This is a genomic window from Brevibacillus sp. MS2.2 (genome assembly GCF_013284345.1).
Classification (GTDB): domain Bacteria; phylum Bacillota; class Bacilli; order Brevibacillales; family Brevibacillaceae; genus Brevibacillus; species Brevibacillus brevis_C.
Genome location: NZ_JABSUZ010000003.1, coordinates 122,666 through 138,937, shown reverse-complemented (window position 1 = coordinate 138,937; position 16,272 = coordinate 122,666). Strand labels below are relative to the sequence as shown.

Annotated in this window: 14 protein-coding genes, 2 pseudogenes and 2 riboswitches; of the genes and pseudogenes, 15 read left to right on the top strand and 1 reads right to left on the bottom strand. The window is 46.1% G+C overall.

All coding sequences use genetic code 11. From position 1 onward, the window contains the following. The first annotated feature begins 20 nt into the window (after positions 1-20). Positions 21-350, top strand: a complete 330-nt coding sequence (locus HP568_RS03695; RefSeq protein ID WP_048033197.1) for a hypothetical protein — start codon at positions 21-23, stop codon at positions 348-350. A gap of 39 nt (positions 351-389) precedes the next feature. Continuing rightward, positions 390-902, top strand: coding sequence for an ACT domain-containing protein (locus HP568_RS03690; RefSeq protein ID WP_048033196.1), 513 nt, complete (start codon positions 390-392; stop codon positions 900-902). Positions 903-935: 33 nt separating this feature from the next. Here HP568_RS03690 and HP568_RS03685 read toward each other — a convergent pair whose 3' ends face one another. Next, positions 936-1,757, bottom strand: coding sequence for an alpha/beta hydrolase (locus tag HP568_RS03685; RefSeq protein ID WP_173628368.1), 822 nt, complete (start codon positions 1,755-1,757; stop codon positions 936-938). 170 nt (positions 1,758-1,927) lie between these two features. After that, a riboswitch (cobalamin riboswitch) is annotated at positions 1,928-2,127 on the top strand. 161 nt (positions 2,128-2,288) lie between these two features. On the opposite strand from HP568_RS03685, the gene nrdI reads away from it, so the two are divergent. The 13 genes and pseudogenes from nrdI (at position 2,289) to HP568_RS03620 (ending at position 16,210) form a co-directional block, all read left to right on the top strand. Then, a complete protein-coding gene (nrdI, locus tag HP568_RS03680; protein ID WP_015891428.1) occupies positions 2,289-2,648 on the top strand; it encodes a class Ib ribonucleoside-diphosphate reductase assembly flavoprotein NrdI in 360 nt (119 codons plus the stop codon). Next, on the top strand, positions 2,635-4,719 hold the full coding sequence (gene nrdE, locus HP568_RS03675; protein WP_173628367.1) for a class 1b ribonucleoside-diphosphate reductase subunit alpha: 2,085 nt from the start codon (positions 2,635-2,637) through the stop codon (positions 4,717-4,719). The genes nrdI and nrdE overlap by 14 nt, the downstream gene beginning before the upstream one ends. A gap of 55 nt (positions 4,720-4,774) precedes the next feature. Beyond that, positions 4,775-5,725 (top strand): class 1b ribonucleoside-diphosphate reductase subunit beta, encoded by a 951-nt coding sequence (gene nrdF, locus HP568_RS03670; protein ID WP_056487832.1) that lies wholly within the window; start codon positions 4,775-4,777, stop codon positions 5,723-5,725. Between the two features lie 87 nt (positions 5,726-5,812). After that, positions 5,813-6,006, top strand: a riboswitch (cobalamin riboswitch). A 115-nt stretch (positions 6,007-6,121) separates the two neighbouring features. After that, positions 6,122-6,596: pseudogene (locus HP568_RS03665) on the top strand (uroporphyrinogen decarboxylase/cobalamine-independent methonine synthase family protein); the annotation flags it as partial. A gap of 717 nt (positions 6,597-7,313) precedes the next feature. Then, a pseudogene (locus tag HP568_RS30195) lies at positions 7,314-7,378 on the top strand (ATP-binding cassette domain-containing protein); the annotation flags it as partial. Positions 7,379-7,504: 126 nt separating this feature from the next. Next, positions 7,505-7,663 carry a hypothetical protein gene (locus HP568_RS03655; RefSeq protein ID WP_173628366.1) on the top strand — a complete coding sequence of 53 codons (159 nt, stop codon included), beginning with the start codon at positions 7,505-7,507 and terminating at the stop codon, positions 7,661-7,663. After that, positions 7,663-9,519, top strand: coding sequence for a J domain-containing protein (locus HP568_RS03650; RefSeq protein WP_173628365.1), 1,857 nt, complete (start codon positions 7,663-7,665; stop codon positions 9,517-9,519). The genes HP568_RS03655 and HP568_RS03650 overlap by 1 nt, the downstream gene beginning before the upstream one ends. Before the next feature lie 13 nt (positions 9,520-9,532). After that, complete coding sequence (locus HP568_RS03645; protein WP_173628364.1) at positions 9,533-10,198, top strand: DUF1266 domain-containing protein; 666 nt, start codon at positions 9,533-9,535, stop codon at positions 10,196-10,198. A 128-nt stretch (positions 10,199-10,326) separates the two neighbouring features. Next, positions 10,327-10,677 carry a hypothetical protein gene (locus tag HP568_RS03640; protein WP_254551020.1) on the top strand — a complete coding sequence of 117 codons (351 nt, stop codon included), beginning with the start codon at positions 10,327-10,329 and terminating at the stop codon, positions 10,675-10,677. Positions 10,678-11,102: 425 nt separating this feature from the next. After that, complete coding sequence (locus HP568_RS03635) at positions 11,103-11,990, top strand: MurR/RpiR family transcriptional regulator (RefSeq protein ID WP_173628363.1); 888 nt, start codon at positions 11,103-11,105, stop codon at positions 11,988-11,990. A 40-nt stretch (positions 11,991-12,030) separates the two neighbouring features. Beyond that, positions 12,031-13,332 carry a CapA family protein gene (locus HP568_RS03630; RefSeq protein WP_173628362.1) on the top strand — a complete coding sequence of 434 codons (1,302 nt, stop codon included), beginning with the start codon at positions 12,031-12,033 and terminating at the stop codon, positions 13,330-13,332. A 46-nt stretch (positions 13,333-13,378) separates the two neighbouring features. Further along, complete coding sequence (locus tag HP568_RS03625) at positions 13,379-14,638, top strand: MFS transporter (protein ID WP_173628361.1); 1,260 nt, start codon at positions 13,379-13,381, stop codon at positions 14,636-14,638. A 63-nt stretch (positions 14,639-14,701) separates the two neighbouring features. Continuing rightward, complete coding sequence (locus HP568_RS03620) at positions 14,702-16,210, top strand: fatty acid--CoA ligase family protein (protein ID WP_173628434.1); 1,509 nt, start codon at positions 14,702-14,704, stop codon at positions 16,208-16,210. Positions 16,211-16,272: the final 62 nt, after the last annotated feature.

Genomic DNA, 16,272 nt, shown 5'->3' with positions numbered 1-16,272 from the left:
TAAGACGGGGGAAGCACTCGGTGGATGCTGCGAAAAAATCAAAAGTGATTATCGTTTCGTTTTTGGCGGGAGCGGTTCTCTTGGCGATCATCTCTTATTTCGGGATGGCCTCCTTGGGGAAAGAGCATATGGCGACGATCCAAAACGTCATCAAGGAGAACGGCGGGGTTGTTACCTCGGGTGGAGTGACAGCGGTTCCGCTGGAAGAAAGTCCTTTTACTAACAGCGGAAAAGGCAATACCATCTACCGCATCTATTATACGAAAGATGGGCAAACGTTGACGGCTTGGTATCGTGCTGATAATGAATCCTCCATCAAGAAAGAGCCGGAAGCATGGATTCTGCCGTGAAAACAAGGATAAACCTGACTGGGAGAGTGAAGGCATCACATGACCCAACATGCTGGACTGCGTGAGCTGGCTGAACTGATTCGAAGACTCGAGCCAGAGTTAGCGAGTGCACAATTAAGTATTCTTGCTCATGAAAATAAAGAGGAAATCGCAACGCTGTTAGTGGAAGGACTCGGTACGAAGGTACCTGTCCAACATAGCTCCGGCGAATATGCGAATCATTTGGCGGTTTTGCGGGTAGGGGCGAACAAGTACACCTTCGCGCAAGATTGGAGAGAAGTGTACATCAGTGAAATCAATTACTGCGCGTGTCGCATACCTCCAGGGGCCCATGGGTTGTTGGTTCACCATATCGATTATCCAGGCGTGATTTATGACGTCTCACGAAAACTGGCTGAATATCAAATCAATGTTTCCAAGTTGAATGTATCGCGCGAGCAAAAAGGGAAGAATGCCCTGCTTATCTCTGTGACCGACGAAGAGATTACACCGACGATTGTAGCTGCCATCGAAGAGCTGCCCCAAATCACCAAAGTGTTATCTCTACAGTAAGCGAATCATGATAAACAAAAACTGCCCGTTTTTTTAGCGGGCAGTTTTTTTCGTAGCGAATTTGAGTCCTTGGCTAACCAAGACTGGCAAAACGGACGAATGATTTTCGGCAACAAATTCTTGGAAGGAAGCTTTGATTTGACCTTTGCCCATGGAGGCTAATCGTTCGACCATCGCCAGGGATTTTTCTTTGACCAAGAACCGGCCATCGTTTTCCAGCTCTCCAATGGTGAGGAGCGCATGGACGTCGAGGTCATCTGTCAGCAGGCTCGGCAATTGGCTCTCCTTCGCAAGCAGGACACTCTCATTCCAGTGGATCGAGGGACTTCCAGCGATATACCGCTGAAAAGCGTGTGGTCTCGACAAAAGTACATGCAAGACAAACAAGCCCCCTAGCGAATGTCCAAAAATCGCTTGCTGCGTCCGATCGATGGGGAAGTCATTTTCGATGCTAGGCTTGAGCTGCTCCTCCAAAAAGGTGAGGAACTGCTCTGCTCCCCCCATCTGAGGCCAGGCGGCTCCTTTTGGGTTGCCAGGAAGCTCTGAGGCGGGAACTTCATAGGTGTAATCAAAGAAACGGGCAGGATGGTACGGATCGTCCGTTGGATACCCAATCCCGACGACGATAGCAGGATACACGCCAGTTCGTTCAGGGCCACGTGATTGTATCCGTATCGCTTCGGTCATGGTGGCAAAAACAGAGTTGCCATCTAGCAAATATATGACGGGAAAGCCTGATTCCGGAGGGGGATCGGCAGGAACACTTACGAAAATATGATAGTCCCGCTCTTGATAAGTCATGCTTTTACTGTAAGAACGAGGAATGACGACAGGTTGATAGTCGGTGCTTTTCATGAGGGCTACTCTCCAATCTTTCCATGGCTAACCAACACGCACAAAATCTATTATATGAACGAGAACCAGAGATTAGCAATAGCCGAAAAAGGAGAATAGTTAGTTTTCGAAAAGAGCGCATACTGAGCTTGACTCCTACGATATATTGAGGTAAAGTAAGTTTTGCCAACTACATATTGATGCGGTAAGGTGTTTGCCAGCCAGATTTGGTAGACTTAATAGGGAAGTCGGTGAGAATCCGACGCGGTCCCGCCACTGTAATGAGAGAGTTCCATTTGCGAAAGAATGCCACTGATCATGAACGATCGGGAAGGTGAGAATGGAGCGATGATCCAAAAGCCAGGAGACCTGCCTAACCGCTTGCACTGTTTAACCTACGGGAGATAGGGAAGTGTTCGAGCGCTCAATTCGCATTGGCGAATTGCTAGATGGAAGTCATCACGCGCATTCGGCATGTAAACGTCGGATGCGCTTTTACTTTGGCTAAATAACATACATACAGAGTAAAAAATGCAGGATAGGATGAGGGACATGCTAATCGCTTATGATTCAAAAACAGGAAACGTCCGAAGATTCGTCAACAAAATTAATTTGCCACATGTGGAAATTGATCAAGATATGGTGCTGGACGAGCCATTCATTTTGATCACATACACGACGGGATTCGGACAAGTGCCGGAGAAGGTGGCGACGTTCCTGAAGCGAAATCATGTCCATCTGCGCGGAGTATCTGCCAGCGGCAACCGCAACTGGGGAACCAGCTTTGCCAAAAGCGCGGATACGATCGCGAGCCAATACGGCGTTCCGGTGATTTCTAAATTTGAACTGTCCGGTACCGGCCGTGACGTGGAACAATTTACGAGTGGGGTGGCAGCAATTGCGGCATATTGAATTGAACAACGAACTGATGCAGCGTGGCAATGACGGATTTTATCAACTGGAAAAGGATCGGGAAGCGGTTGCGGTCTTCATGGAAGAAGTGCAGTCCAACACGATGACTTTTGGCAGTGTCAAAGAACGCATGGACTATTTGATCGAGAATGACTTCTATGAAAACGTCTATGAAACATACACTGTTGAGCAGGTCGATGAAGTTTTCCGTTTGGCTTATGATGCTGATTTTCAATTTGCTTCGTACATGGCTATCTCCAAATTTTATAAAGATTACGCCTTGAAAACGAACGATAAATCGATGTACTTGGAGCAGTATCCAGACCGGGTGGCCGTTGTGGCACTGTCCCTTGGACAAGGTGACTTTGAGCTCGCCAAGCGTTTAACAGTATCCATGATGGATCAACGCTTGCAGCCAGCGACACCAACCTTCCTGAACGCAGGCAAAAGCCGCCGTGGAGAAATGGTCTCCTGCTTCTTGCTCGAAATGGATGATTCACTGAACTCCATCAACTTTATTTTGGGAACTTGTATGCAGCTATCCAAAATTGGCGGCGGTGTAGCCGTGAACCTGTCCAAGCTTCGCGGACGGGGAGAGCCGATCAAAGGCGTCGAGGGCGCAGCAAAAGGTGTCATGCCCGTTCTCAAGCTGTTGGAGGATGCGTTTTCCTACGCGGATCAAATGGGGCAACGCAAAGGCTCAGGAGCAGCGTACTATAACATCTTCGGCTGGGATATCAACGAGTTTCTTGATTGCAAAAAGATCAATGCAGATGAAAAAGCACGCATCAAAACGTTGTCCATCGGCCTGATCGTACCAAATGTGTTCTACAAGCTGGCTGAGGAAAACAAGCCATTGACTGTGTTTGCTCCGTTCTCCGTGTACAAAGAATACGGCGTGCATCTGGATGATATGGACCTCGATGATATGTACGAGGAGCTCTTGGCAAACGATCGCATCAAGAAAAAGACTGTGATGAGCGCACGCGAGATGTTGACCAAAATCGCGATGATCCAAATGGAATCAGGCTATCCGTACATCATGAACAAGACGAATGCGAACAACAACCATGCGCTGAAAGATCTTGGTTCGGTGAAAATGTCCAACCTGTGCACGGAAATCTTCCAGCTACAAGAGACTTCGACGATCACCAATTACGGCGAGATGGATATCATCCGTCGCGATATTAGCTGCAATCTGGCATCGCTCAATATCGTCAACGTGATGGAACGCAAAATGATCCGTGAATCCGTCCACGAAGGAATCGAAGCCATTACTGCCGTCAGTGACATGACGCGTGTAGAAAACGCTCCAGGCGTTCAAAAGGCAAACCGCGAGCTGCACTCCGTAGGGCTTGGTGCGATGAACCTGAACGGTTATCTGGCAAAGAACAAAATCGCTTACGAGAGTGAAGAAGCGAAGGATTTCGCTCGTACGTTTTTCATGATGATGAACTTCTACTCCTTGGAAAAAAGCATGGAAATTGCCAAGGAAACAGGTAAGACCTTCTTGGGCTTTGAACAATCGGAATATGCAAAAGGTACTTATTTTAACAAGTACGTAACGAACGATTACAGTCCGCGGACGGAAAAAGCAAAGCTTCTCTTCGAAGGAATGCACATTCCGACACAAAAGGATTGGGCTGACCTACAGCAAAAGGTGCAAAAGCATGGCGTTTACCATGCGTACCGTTTGGCGATTGCACCGACACAGAGCATTTCCTACATTCAGAATGCGACTTCTAGCGTGATGCCAATCGTCGAGCATATCGAAACGAGAACGTATGCCAACTCGACGACGTATTACCCGATGCCGTACTTGTCGCAGGAAAACTATTTTTACTACAAATCGGCGTATGTGATCGATCAATTCAAAGTAATTGATTTGATTGCCGAAATTCAAGAGCACATCGACCAAGGAATATCGACTGTGCTGCACGTGAACAGCAATATTTCAACCAGAGAACTGGCTCGCTATTACATTTACGCAGCGAAAAAAGGTCTGAAGTCACTCTACTATACACGTACGAAGCATTTGACTGTAGAAGAGTGCATTAGCTGCGCTGTTTAGTGAACTCGATTTATAAATGGATAAGCATCAAGCACAAAGAGAAGAGGAACGCCATATGAAAGCAGTCAATTGGAACAGGCCGGACGACGATTTTACGATGACGTTTTGGAATCAAAACATCATGCAGTTCTGGACGGATGATGAGATTCCGCTGTCAGATGACAAAATGTCCTGGATGGAGCTCAGTGCGACTGAACGCGACACGTATAAAAAAGTATTGGGCGGTCTCACCTTGCTGGATACAGTTCAGGGTGGAGTAGGGATGCCGAAGATCATGGAGCATGTCGATGGACTGCAAAGAAAAGCGGTTCTCGCCTTCATGGGCATGATGGAGCAAATCCATGCCAAATCGTACAGCAGTATTTTTACAACGCTGGCATCGACAGAAGAGATCGACGGTATTTTTTCGTGGGTAGAAAACAACCCACATTTGCAAAAGAAAGCCGCCCTCATCTCGAAACGCTATCAAGAAATTGAGAAACCAAAAGACTTGTACATGGCGATGGTAGCGTCCGTCTTCCTGGAAAGCTATCTGTTTTACAGCGGCTTCTTCTATCCGCTCTATTTGGCGGGGCAAGGAAAGATGACAAGCAGCGGGGAAATTATCGACCTGATTGTTCGCGACGAGAGCATCCACGGACTCTATGTCGGCGTTCTCGCGCAAGAAGTCTATCAAGGTCTGAGTGTGGTCGAGCAGACCGCAGCAAAAGAGGAGCTGTATGCCCTTTTGCATGAGCTGCAAGAAAATGAAGAGGCTTATACGACGTCGTTGTATACGGAAATCGGATTGGCTGACGAGGTTCATGCTTACGTACGCTACAACGCGAACAAAGCATTGATGAATCTGGGGCTAGACCCGCTATTCCCGGAGGAAGAAGTGAACCCGATCGTGCTGAACGGCATTCGCACGCAGACGAAGCAGCATGACTTCTTCTCGAAAAAAGGAAATGGTTATGTCCGCACGCTAAACGTAGAGCCGTTGACTGATGCTGATTTTACATTTTAGTATGACAAAAAATGGATTCTGTGTTACTTTATGAACAGTATGCTGCCCTGCTCGTTTACTGGGGGCACTTCACAGAACCATGACAATTTCATAGGAGTGGGAACAGGTTCTTTGGTTAGCAAGATCGACCAAGGATGAAAAGGGAAGTCGGTGAGAATACGGTCCCGCCACTGTATGAGGGGAGTCGGCACATTTATCAGCCACTGATCCAAATGGATTGGGAAGGCATGTGCAGATGATGATCCCAAAGTCAGGAGACCTGCCTGTTTCGACGACACTGCTTAACCTACGGGAGATAGGGAGGTGTTAGGATGCTGTGATCTCAGTGCTTATTTGGCATTTCTAACGTTCTTTTTGATCGTTGGAGATGCCTTTTTTATTGGGCGGGTTCAAGTCATGAAAAGCAGCAATTTGGGATATCCACGGATCGGGAAGAACCGCGAGTGGAAAAAGGGGTCGAGCTGATCCCTGTGGGTGACTTTACGTACTACGATCACATGCTGGATATGGCTGTGATGTTTGGAATGGTCCCCAAGCGTTATGAATACGAGGGAGGCCCGGTTTCATTAGCCCCATACTTCGCCATGGCTCGCGGTTCGAAGGTGCTGTCGCCAGCGAAATGACGAAATGGTTTAACACGAACTACCATTATATCGTCCCGGAGTTCGGTGAACGACAACCAGCCATAACCGAGAACAAGCCTCTCTTGGCATATTTGGAGGCCAAAGAAAAGTTTGGCATCATCGGAAAGCCTGTCATGGTAGGCCCGTATACATTTGTCAAATTGTCAAAAGGATATGAGAAAAACGAATTTGAGATCGTTGTGGATCAACTCGTTCCGCTCTACATAGACGGGGAAGAGTATTTGGAAGGCCAGGTTAGATCGGAACTTTCAAAAAACTAAATTTTAGATAGGATACAACGAGTTGTTTCCGGGGAAACAGAAGTATCAGAAGGGACAGGAAATTTATACAGTTCCGAAATACGGAGGGATTATACTCGAATTTATAACTCATAAGTTGAGGGACAGCTAGAAGCGGGTATAGACTCTGGCGAGGAATTGGAGTCGTTCATTGAAACGAAGTATTTTGCGGAGCTCGTTACGATTTGGATGGATGCTCTAAATGAGCATCGACAACAACGTAAGAACTGATAGTATTTGAGAAGACCGAAGTAGATAGCCACATAAAGCCGCTTGTTTAGTTAAGCGGCTTTTTTATATATGCCTTCATGTACGCATAATATGACTGCGATTGAAATATACCCATGTTGAGAGCTCAAAACCCCCTGTAGGAAATGTTGTTTTCCTGTATGGGATTTGAAAGGGTACAGAGTGTAACTTTTTGTACTTTTTTTTATGTTAAATAAAATGTTCGCATAATTAATCGTTATTATCTTACCACTTTAACGTTTTCCTCCCTTTCCACCATCCACTAAAAAAACATTTACGCCTTATCCCTAAATATGGTATAACCGTCTCCATGATCAATCTTCCAATAAGGAAGCCGGTTTCATTCGCCTTCCCAGGGATGACGTGCCACTCTCCTGAAGATTCCCGTCTCTCCCAAATGTTCACGCGCTCAAGGGCATCTCGCTGGAAGTTAGTCAAGGCGAAGTCGTCACGCTGATCGGGCGAACGGCGCGGGAAAATCTTATCATGATCGCCAAACTGCGACACCTTGCCAATCCGAGTCAAGTGGCCTTAACGAATTGAGAGATATCAAAATCCATCCGTGTGACAGGGCCGAAAATAGATTGTTGCTTACTCGGGGTGAACGGATGTATGAAGAATCCCTTGGGGACAAGCGCACAGAAATTGCATATTTACTGGAAAAGTTCGAAGCTGTGTTAGCCACACAAGATCAGCAACTGATAAAAAAGGCAACTTTAGCGTTTAAAAAACAACTGGATCATTTAGAAGGGTGGTTCGACTACTAATGGGTGTGTGGGAAGTACTGGGGATGGAACCCACAAAAGATATTCAATCGATTAAAAAAGCCTACTCCAAAAAACTGAAGGTTCACCACCCAGAGGATGATCCGGAAGGCTATCAAAGGCTAAGAGAAGCATATGACCATGCAGTGAAGGCTGTGAAAAAGGGAGAAATCAAAGAAACTGGTCCGTCGTTCAGCGATGAAAACAACATCCATACCTGGCCCAATCCTCCCAACACTGTCGAGCTAACAGTTGAAACTATAGACCGACTAGAAGAGATTGACCCAGTAGATGAATTCATGGGACAAGTTGAAGAGGTGTATTCTGATTTCTCTTCCCGTATCAGGCATGAACAATGGTCAAAGCTTTTAAATAACGATATTGTCTGGAATGTAAGGCTCAAAGAAATAGTAGAAGTAACATTATTGGATTTCTTGCATGAACATCGGTGTCTCCCTAAAAGAGTTTGGGAATTCATCGAATACTGTTTTCGTTGGCGTGAACTAGCAACAGAAGATCCGGATGATCGAATGGAGCATTTCACCGAAGAGTTTTACCATTTTTATTGTAGACAATTGGATGAACCTGCTCTTCGTTATACCTTTATACAGCATGCAGACGATTTAGACTACGATGTGTTTCTGAACAAGCGGGAGACGGCATATCAGGCACTTAAGGAAAACAATCTGGAACTGGCAGGTCAATCGCTTGATGAAGCATATGCGATGTATTCAGATGATCCTGACTTGCTTCGGCTACAGGGTGAATACTTCCTTCGAATGGGTGAAATGGAGTCTGCTCTTGCTGCAATGGAACACGGAATCCGTATTTATCCAGATGACATCGATTGGTATCTGATTCGATCTCGGATATGGTATGAAATCCATCAATTCGTAGAAGCAAAAGACGAATGTCTGTACATCCTCTCACGTATGCCTGCCAATATGGGTACCCTGCGTCTGTTGGGGAAATGCCTCATTCAACTTGGTGAGTTAGAGAAGGCAGAGGAGAACTACTTGAAGATATTGGAGAGTTTTCCGAATGATATTGATGCCATAACCAGCCTTGCACATATCCGTTCTGAGATGGTGGAGCGGGCCAAGCGGAGGCCCTTTTTCACCAGAAGATCAGTCATAAAGAGATTGTATAAAAAGCTTGGGAAGCCCAATTTTTTTGGCAGTGTGAAACTGTTTTGGATGCAGTTGCCCAAAGTAGGTGTCGTATTCACTCTATCCTTCGTTCTTTTTCTACATGTTTTGTTCTCTAATTCTTTCATCAATGATACCGGATTAACACCTATTTCCTATCTAAAAAATAGGATTCATCCTGTAGAACTATCTTCCACTGAGGTGCTGAATCAACTGGATTATTCTGATATCGCCCAAATAAAGCTTCCCAGTGTTCATTTTCTAGGAATAACAGAGTATCAAGCAAAAGCCCAAACCGGTGCTATCAGTACTCGATATAATTCTTCCTACAGTAAGCAACGTAATTGGGCTCGGAGCATTCTCCCCACAGGATGGTTTTATGTTGCTAAGATTGATAACTCATCAATCGTTTTATTGGTCTCAGATGCCAATCAAGCAGTGCAGATACAAAAAAGTAATTTCATTGATTCGCCAGGAACAATCGTGAAAATGCCGCAAGAGTTACCTGATTATGTATGGGAAGTTTTACAGATTACAGACTTTGGATCCAAATACAAAGATTCCAAATTTGTTGTCGATAAACTAATTGTTGTACATAATGTCACTAATGAAGTTCCCGTTAAAGCAGTGATTTATTCCGTATTGTTACTAGTTCTCTATGCATTTTTGCTTCGACTGTTTGTCAGAACCTACAAAACGGTCCGATTCTAATAAGGAGGAACCGATGGCACCCACCGTTCTTACATATAATCAGAAGGGTCACAGATTATTTCTGCGAGCTCTTTCGTCTGTTTGCTTTAGCAAAAGTGGAGCCTACTATTATGCGTTATATCATGAAAATTTAAGTAGACGAACGTGCCTATTTCTTCTTAAGGAAAAACAGATTACAGATAAGACCGCACTTATTGATACAATAAAATGGCTCATATCGGAAGGGAAGAGGGAAGAATTCAATCGTCTCCGTCATTTCTTATTTACTTTTTCCGAATCAGAACGAACGGCATACATTCAAGCGTTACCCGAGGACCATCAATCGAAATCTCAGTTGATTCTTGTCGATTACTATTCGAGATGTCTACCTTCAGAGGGGATTGCTGCTCATGACTATGCTTGGTGTATCCTTTTATCCAGAGCTGGTTTGAAACTGGGTTACTTGCAAAAGGATCAGGCAATCGAATATATGTTGAGTGCTGCAAGACTGGCACAACAAGCGTATTCCGGATGGAGTGAATATATTGCCGGTTTTGTGGCAGGAATTGATTTTTTAATTCAGGATACGTCTTTCCAAACTACTAAAGAAAATCGAGGTTTCTACACCAAGCTGCTCGCCTCTAGGTACAGTCCCATGCGTCAAGTTGATTGGAATGTAGCTCTCAACAGTAGTGAATGATCTGACCTTCGTGAAATATCAGTCTTCAATGCCCAAAGAATGGCATTCATTTCATATGACAATGACGTAATACTTTCACCATGTACACGTCCTTCAAAATATGGGATGATCATTCTCGAAAGGCATAAATGGAAGCAGCAATACTGCTTCAGGCCATTGCCATACGAAAAACAGAGCAGAAAATCAGTGTAGAGGAAGCGAAGAAAAAAGCGATCGCAGCACTCGCACCTTATCTTGACCCGGCGGTTACGGAGCTATCGCTTATCGTAGAGACTCCTGAAGCAGATATTCCGGAGTGGGTAGACAAGAACAAGCTGGATAAGGAAGAGGATAAAACGTATTCATTCACTTTCCACGTAAAACGCAACGGGATCGAAGTATCTGACGAGTCTTATATGGTGCGCCTAGCATGGGCGTCGTCTCAAGGATGGAAGTCCCGAACGGGGGCAGGCGAGTGGATACTTAATTACCGATGGTAGATATTCATTTGAAAACAAATGGTGTAAAAGGCCGAACAGAGATTTTGAAAAGCAAATACTTAGTGCATTAGACAACAAACCTATGATTGGTTTAATGGAGTTTAATAAGATTCTTAAAGAAACTAGGGCTATAACTTTGAATTAGTAAACGCAGTTATTGGTTTAAAATGAAAACTAAGCAATTGAATGGATGGAGCTGGTGCGAATTAGAGAGCACAGGGGAATGCGGCTGGATACCAAATGAATGTCTCAGCACGGAACGATAAAGACGAGAGAAGGGGCCTTCCAACTGTGGAGGTCCCTTTTCTTTATCCAGCAAAATGAAGCATGAACTACATTTTCTAAGAAGTATTGAAGTGATTTATTGCAAAGGATATACTATTCTCAAAATTAAAACAAATCAGAATGATAAAGGAGCTTCAGGCATGGCACAACTCGTAAAAGAACGGATTCGGAAGCAGTATGGAAAGCTGACAGCAAGCCAAAAAATCATCTGTAAGATCGCGATAGAAAAGCCAAGCTTACTTGCGATCCATACCGCCAAAAAAATTGCGGAATTTACGAATACCAGTGAAGCGACTGTCATTCGCTTTTGTTATGCGTTGGGTTACTCCGGATACACAGAGCTTCAGGAAGAAATCAAAAAGTCTCTTTTAATAGGAGACCAAAGGAAGGGGCCGATCCAGAAATATCGAGACACCGAGGTTACGCTCGATCTGAGCAATTACGCGCATCAAGTGATGGAAAGCGATATTGCGTATCTCCAACAAGGCTTGCAGCAAATGGACTACACGTTGCTTCAAGAGGTGGTCAAAAGCATCGTGCAGGCAAATCGAATCGTAGTGGTAGGGTTTCGTTGGTGCCATATTCCTGCAAAATGGCTTTTTTCGGCCTTGAATGCCATCAAAGGTAACACACATCTGTATACGGGAGCAGTTGATAACGCCGATTATTTTCTCACCGAACGAGATCAAGAATGGCTGGTCATTGCGATTTCATTTCCTCGGCATCCCAGCGAAACGGTTGCAATGGTTCATTCAGCAAAAGAGCTGGGAGCGAAAATTTTAGCGATTACAGAAGGCGAGTTCTCCCCCATCAGCCAAGTCGCAGATCATCTACTGAAAATCATCACACCCCAACCCGTTGCCACTAGCGGTATGCCCACATTATTCTCGATGCTAAATGTCTTGATCAAAGGCGTCATGCTCCACGACGCGGAAAATGTCCAGAAACGATTGCAACACTATGATGAAATCAGCTCGAAGCTATACTCGTTTGTCGGAAAGGATGAGGAAGACTTCTCGATCTTTTGAAAGCAGAAAAAATGAGAAAAGGGAAAGGGGAATCCTACCAATGACCAAGCCGATTTGGTTCACAGCGACTGGCGACAGCTTCATTACACGCAATCTGCCATACAGGGACCAAGCTTTTCAAGAGGTATCCAGCTTGCTACACCGTGCGGACGTACGCATTGCGAATCTGGAGACGACCGTACACGATCATGAGGGCTATCCCAGCGCGCAGAGCGGAGGCACGTGGGCGATGTCTCCACCTTCCGTTTTGCAAGTCATGAAAGATTACGGCTTTAACATGATTGGCTGGGCAAATAACCATACGCTCGATTATTTGTACGGGGGAATGGAAGCAACCGAGAGATATCTCAATGAGTATGGCTTCGTCCATGCTGGGGCAGGCAAAAATCTCGCTGAAGCGGGAGCGCCGCGTTATCTCGAATGCGAAGGGGCCAGGGTAGCCTTGATCGCTGCGACGTCGACTTTTCATCCATGGTGGGCTGCTGGTGATCAGCGTTCAGACAGTATTGGCAGACCAGGGATCAATCCGATGCGCTATGTCATGACGCACCACATTACGGAAGAAAAGCTCGCTGATTTGCAAGCCATTGCGGAGGCAACGGACATTAACGCCTTCAACAAGCTTCTAATCGAGGAAGGCTTCATGAACGATCCGGGTAAGGAGGTCTTTCTTTTCGGAAATGCACGTTTCATGGTAAGCAACCAAGAAGGGACGACTACTCAGCCGCATCCACGCGATCTGAACAGAATCGTCAAAACGATTGAGGAGGCAAACAGGAGGGCTGATTACGTTATCGTGAGTATTCACGCTCATGAGATGAAGGGGGAAGCGAAAGAGGTTGCGGCTGATTTCTTGCCTGTTTTTGCAAAAGCTTGCATCAATGCGGGCGCACATGCAGTGGTGGGACATGGCCCACATTTATTGCGAGGCATTGAAATCTACAACAATCGGCCGATCTTTTACAGCTTGGGAGATTTTGTTTTTCAGACAGAGGCTGTTACGAGTCAACCTGCTGATTTCTACGAGCACTACGGCCTCGACCACACTCATAATGTGGCAGATGCGCTGGAAGCGATGAGTGCCAATTACACACGCGGACTCTGTGTGCACAAAGAGGTGTGGGAGTCGGTTATTCCCTTGTGGAAAATGCAAGATGGTGAGCTGCTCGAACTGGAGCTGTATCCGATTGAATTAGGCTTTGATCTGCCTGTACATCGTATGGGGTGGCCGAAATTAAGCGGGGATACCTCGATATTGGAAGGGCTCAAGACTTTAAGTGAACCATATGGCACAGTGATTGAGATCATGGATGGAATTGGGCGCGTGAGGCTTTCAAAATAGCGGGGAACAATGGCAGTCTATTTCCTACACAAATGGAGTGATTCACATGATGGCCAGAATCACAATGGTTATGTTATTTGTGCTATACATGATCAATTATGCGGATAAAACGATTGCGGGATATTCTGCCGTGCCGATTATGACCGAATTTTCATTGAACGAGAAGGAATGGGGACTTGTCGGAAGCAGCTTTTTCTGGCTTTTTTCCATCGCCGGGATTGTAGGCGCCGCATTATCGGACCGCATCGGGACGAAAAAAATGCTAGCGATCATGGCGCTGTCCTGGACAGTCATCCAATTTGGCGCTTATGCGATCGCGGGTTTGCCGATGCTTGTCGTTGCGCGGGTATTGCTTGGAATAGGGGAAGGGCCATTTTGGGCAACGGTTGTCAGCCATTTGAACAAATGGTTCCCTGAAGAAAAGCGTGGACTGGTTTATTCAACAGTGAACTTCGGTGCTTTCGTCGGTGCGGTTGCTTCCGCACCGATGATTGTCGCGCTAATTGATAGCTATGGATGGCGATTTTCCTGGGCGTTTATGGGCGCACTCAGTCTGATATGGCTCTTGGTCTGGCTATGGATTGGAAAAGAAAAACCACTTGTCAGCGTCGCTCCCGCAAAAGTCGAAGCTCCCACCTTGCCAAAAGCGAAATGGTCAGATATATCCGGTGTCTTGCTCTCATCCACGTTTCTATTCTGTTTTTTAATCTATTTTGCACAAATTTGGGGGACGACGTTTGCCTCCGTATGGGAGCCTGTCTATCTCGTCAAGGTTTTCCAGTTTACGAATCAGGAAATGGCCTATGCGATTGCTGGCACGGGACTTTTGGCTGGACTGATGACCATTCTGATATCTTCGATTGGTGATCGTTTCTTTAAAAAGCATCGCAGCTATCGTAAATCATATGTTCTGGTTGGCGGTGTTTCGATTATTTTAGGGGGACTGTGCTTTTACGGTGTTACCCTTGTTCAATCTACGGCACTTGTCTTGATCCTCCTGTGCCTCGGAAAAGGATTTGCTTTTTCTGTAGGAACAGCCGCCTCTGTCATTGTCAGCAGCTTGTTGCCGGAACGCACGGGACTTTTGGTAGGCGTGTTGTCCAGCTTAGTTACTTTGGCAGGGATCATCTCGCCGCTGGTAACGGGCTCTATCGTTCAATCAGCCGGAGATATCGGCACTGGTTTTGGCAACGCCATGATCGTCAACGGATTGCTCTTTATCATTTGTGGCGTGCTTTTCCTGCTCTTTGTGAAGCGCAATGAACAAGTCATTCAATCAGTACCGCCAATCACCCATGTTTCCTAAAAGTAATACTTTATAGGCTTGGTTATAGATGTTAAAATTTTCTGAAAAGGGGGTAGATGTGTGATGTATCATTTGAATGAAAGCCTCATGCAGAGCGCGAAACAGTTTTCGGATCGCCCAGCCTTCATCTTTATGGGAGAAACGACTACGTATGCACAATTCAATCAGCAGGTCGAACATCTCGCGGCAGGACTTGCCAGGCACGGGATTGGAAAAGGGGATGCTGTCGCCCTGCTCATGGATAATCGGCCCCATTTTGTTAGCGCTTACTATGCGATACTCCGCGTAGGAGCAGTCGTTGTTCCCATGAACCCCATCTATACAGCGCGCGAAATTAGCTTCATTCTATCCAACAGTAAAGCAAAGGCAGCCATTGCCTTATCCGCGTTACAGCCGATACTAACCCCGATGAAGGACCAAATAGAAGATTTACAGCTTCTCATCTACACGGAATCCATTGAAAATGAAATAACGATCGATCAGCTTGTACAGGAAGGGCAAGAGTCAGAGACAGGGTACGCGGAGCCGGAACGAAACGAAGATGACCTCGCTGTAATCCTGTACACATCAGGTACGACGGGCCAGCCAAAAGGAGCGATGCTCTCCCACCGCAATATGGCTTCGAATGCGGAAGCGATGGGGATATTGTTCGAGCTGGTGCCAGAAGATCGCATGGTCGCGGTACTTCCGATGTTTCATGTCTTCTGCATGACGGTGTGCATGAATGGCCCGATTCGCACGGGAGCGGCCATTATTATTGTGCCGAAATTTCATCCGGCAGACGTCCTCCAAACGATTCAGGAGCAAAAGGCTACATGTTTTGCAGGTGTTCCGACCATGTACAACTATCTGCTACAGTTGCCGACTGCGACAAAAGAAGATTTCTCCTCCATCCGGATATACTGCTCGGGAGGTGCATCCATGCCCGTCGAGCTCCTGCACAAATTCGAAGCGAAATACGATGCCAAGGTACTGGAGGGCTACGGTTTGTCAGAGGCGGCTCCAGCTACAACGTTTAACCCATTGCACGGGACCAGAAAGCCAGGATCAGTTGGAGTCGATATCCCGCTCGTGAAAAACAAGGTCGTCGATCCCGAAGGAAACGAAGTCGCACGTGGAGAAGTGGGCGAGCTGGTTGTACATGGGCCAAACGTTATGATAGGGTACCTCGGGTTGCCAGATGATACGGCTGCGGCGCTTCGAGATGGTTGGCTGTATACGGGAGACATGGCTCGTATGGATGAAGAAGGATATGTGTACATCGTTGATCGGAAAAAAGACATGATTCTCGTTGATGGTTATAACGTGTACCCGCGTGAAGTAGAAGAAGTGCTTTACCAGCACCCAGCGATTATCGAGGCCGCTGTGATTGGAATTCCTGACGAGGTACATGGCGAAGCAGTCAAGGCATTTGTGGCATTGAAGGAAATTGCGGTTTCCCAAGAGGATATCATGGCATTTTGTCGTGACAAGCTGGCGAAATACAAAGTTCCCCGTCAGGTCGAATTCGTAGCTGAGCTTCCTAAAAACAGTACGGGGAAAATCTTGCGTCGCTCATTGCGCACCTCGTAAACGATCGCATGATTAAATGAAAAATGCCAGTGAGTAAGGAAGCTGCACAACTTTTCAGCTTG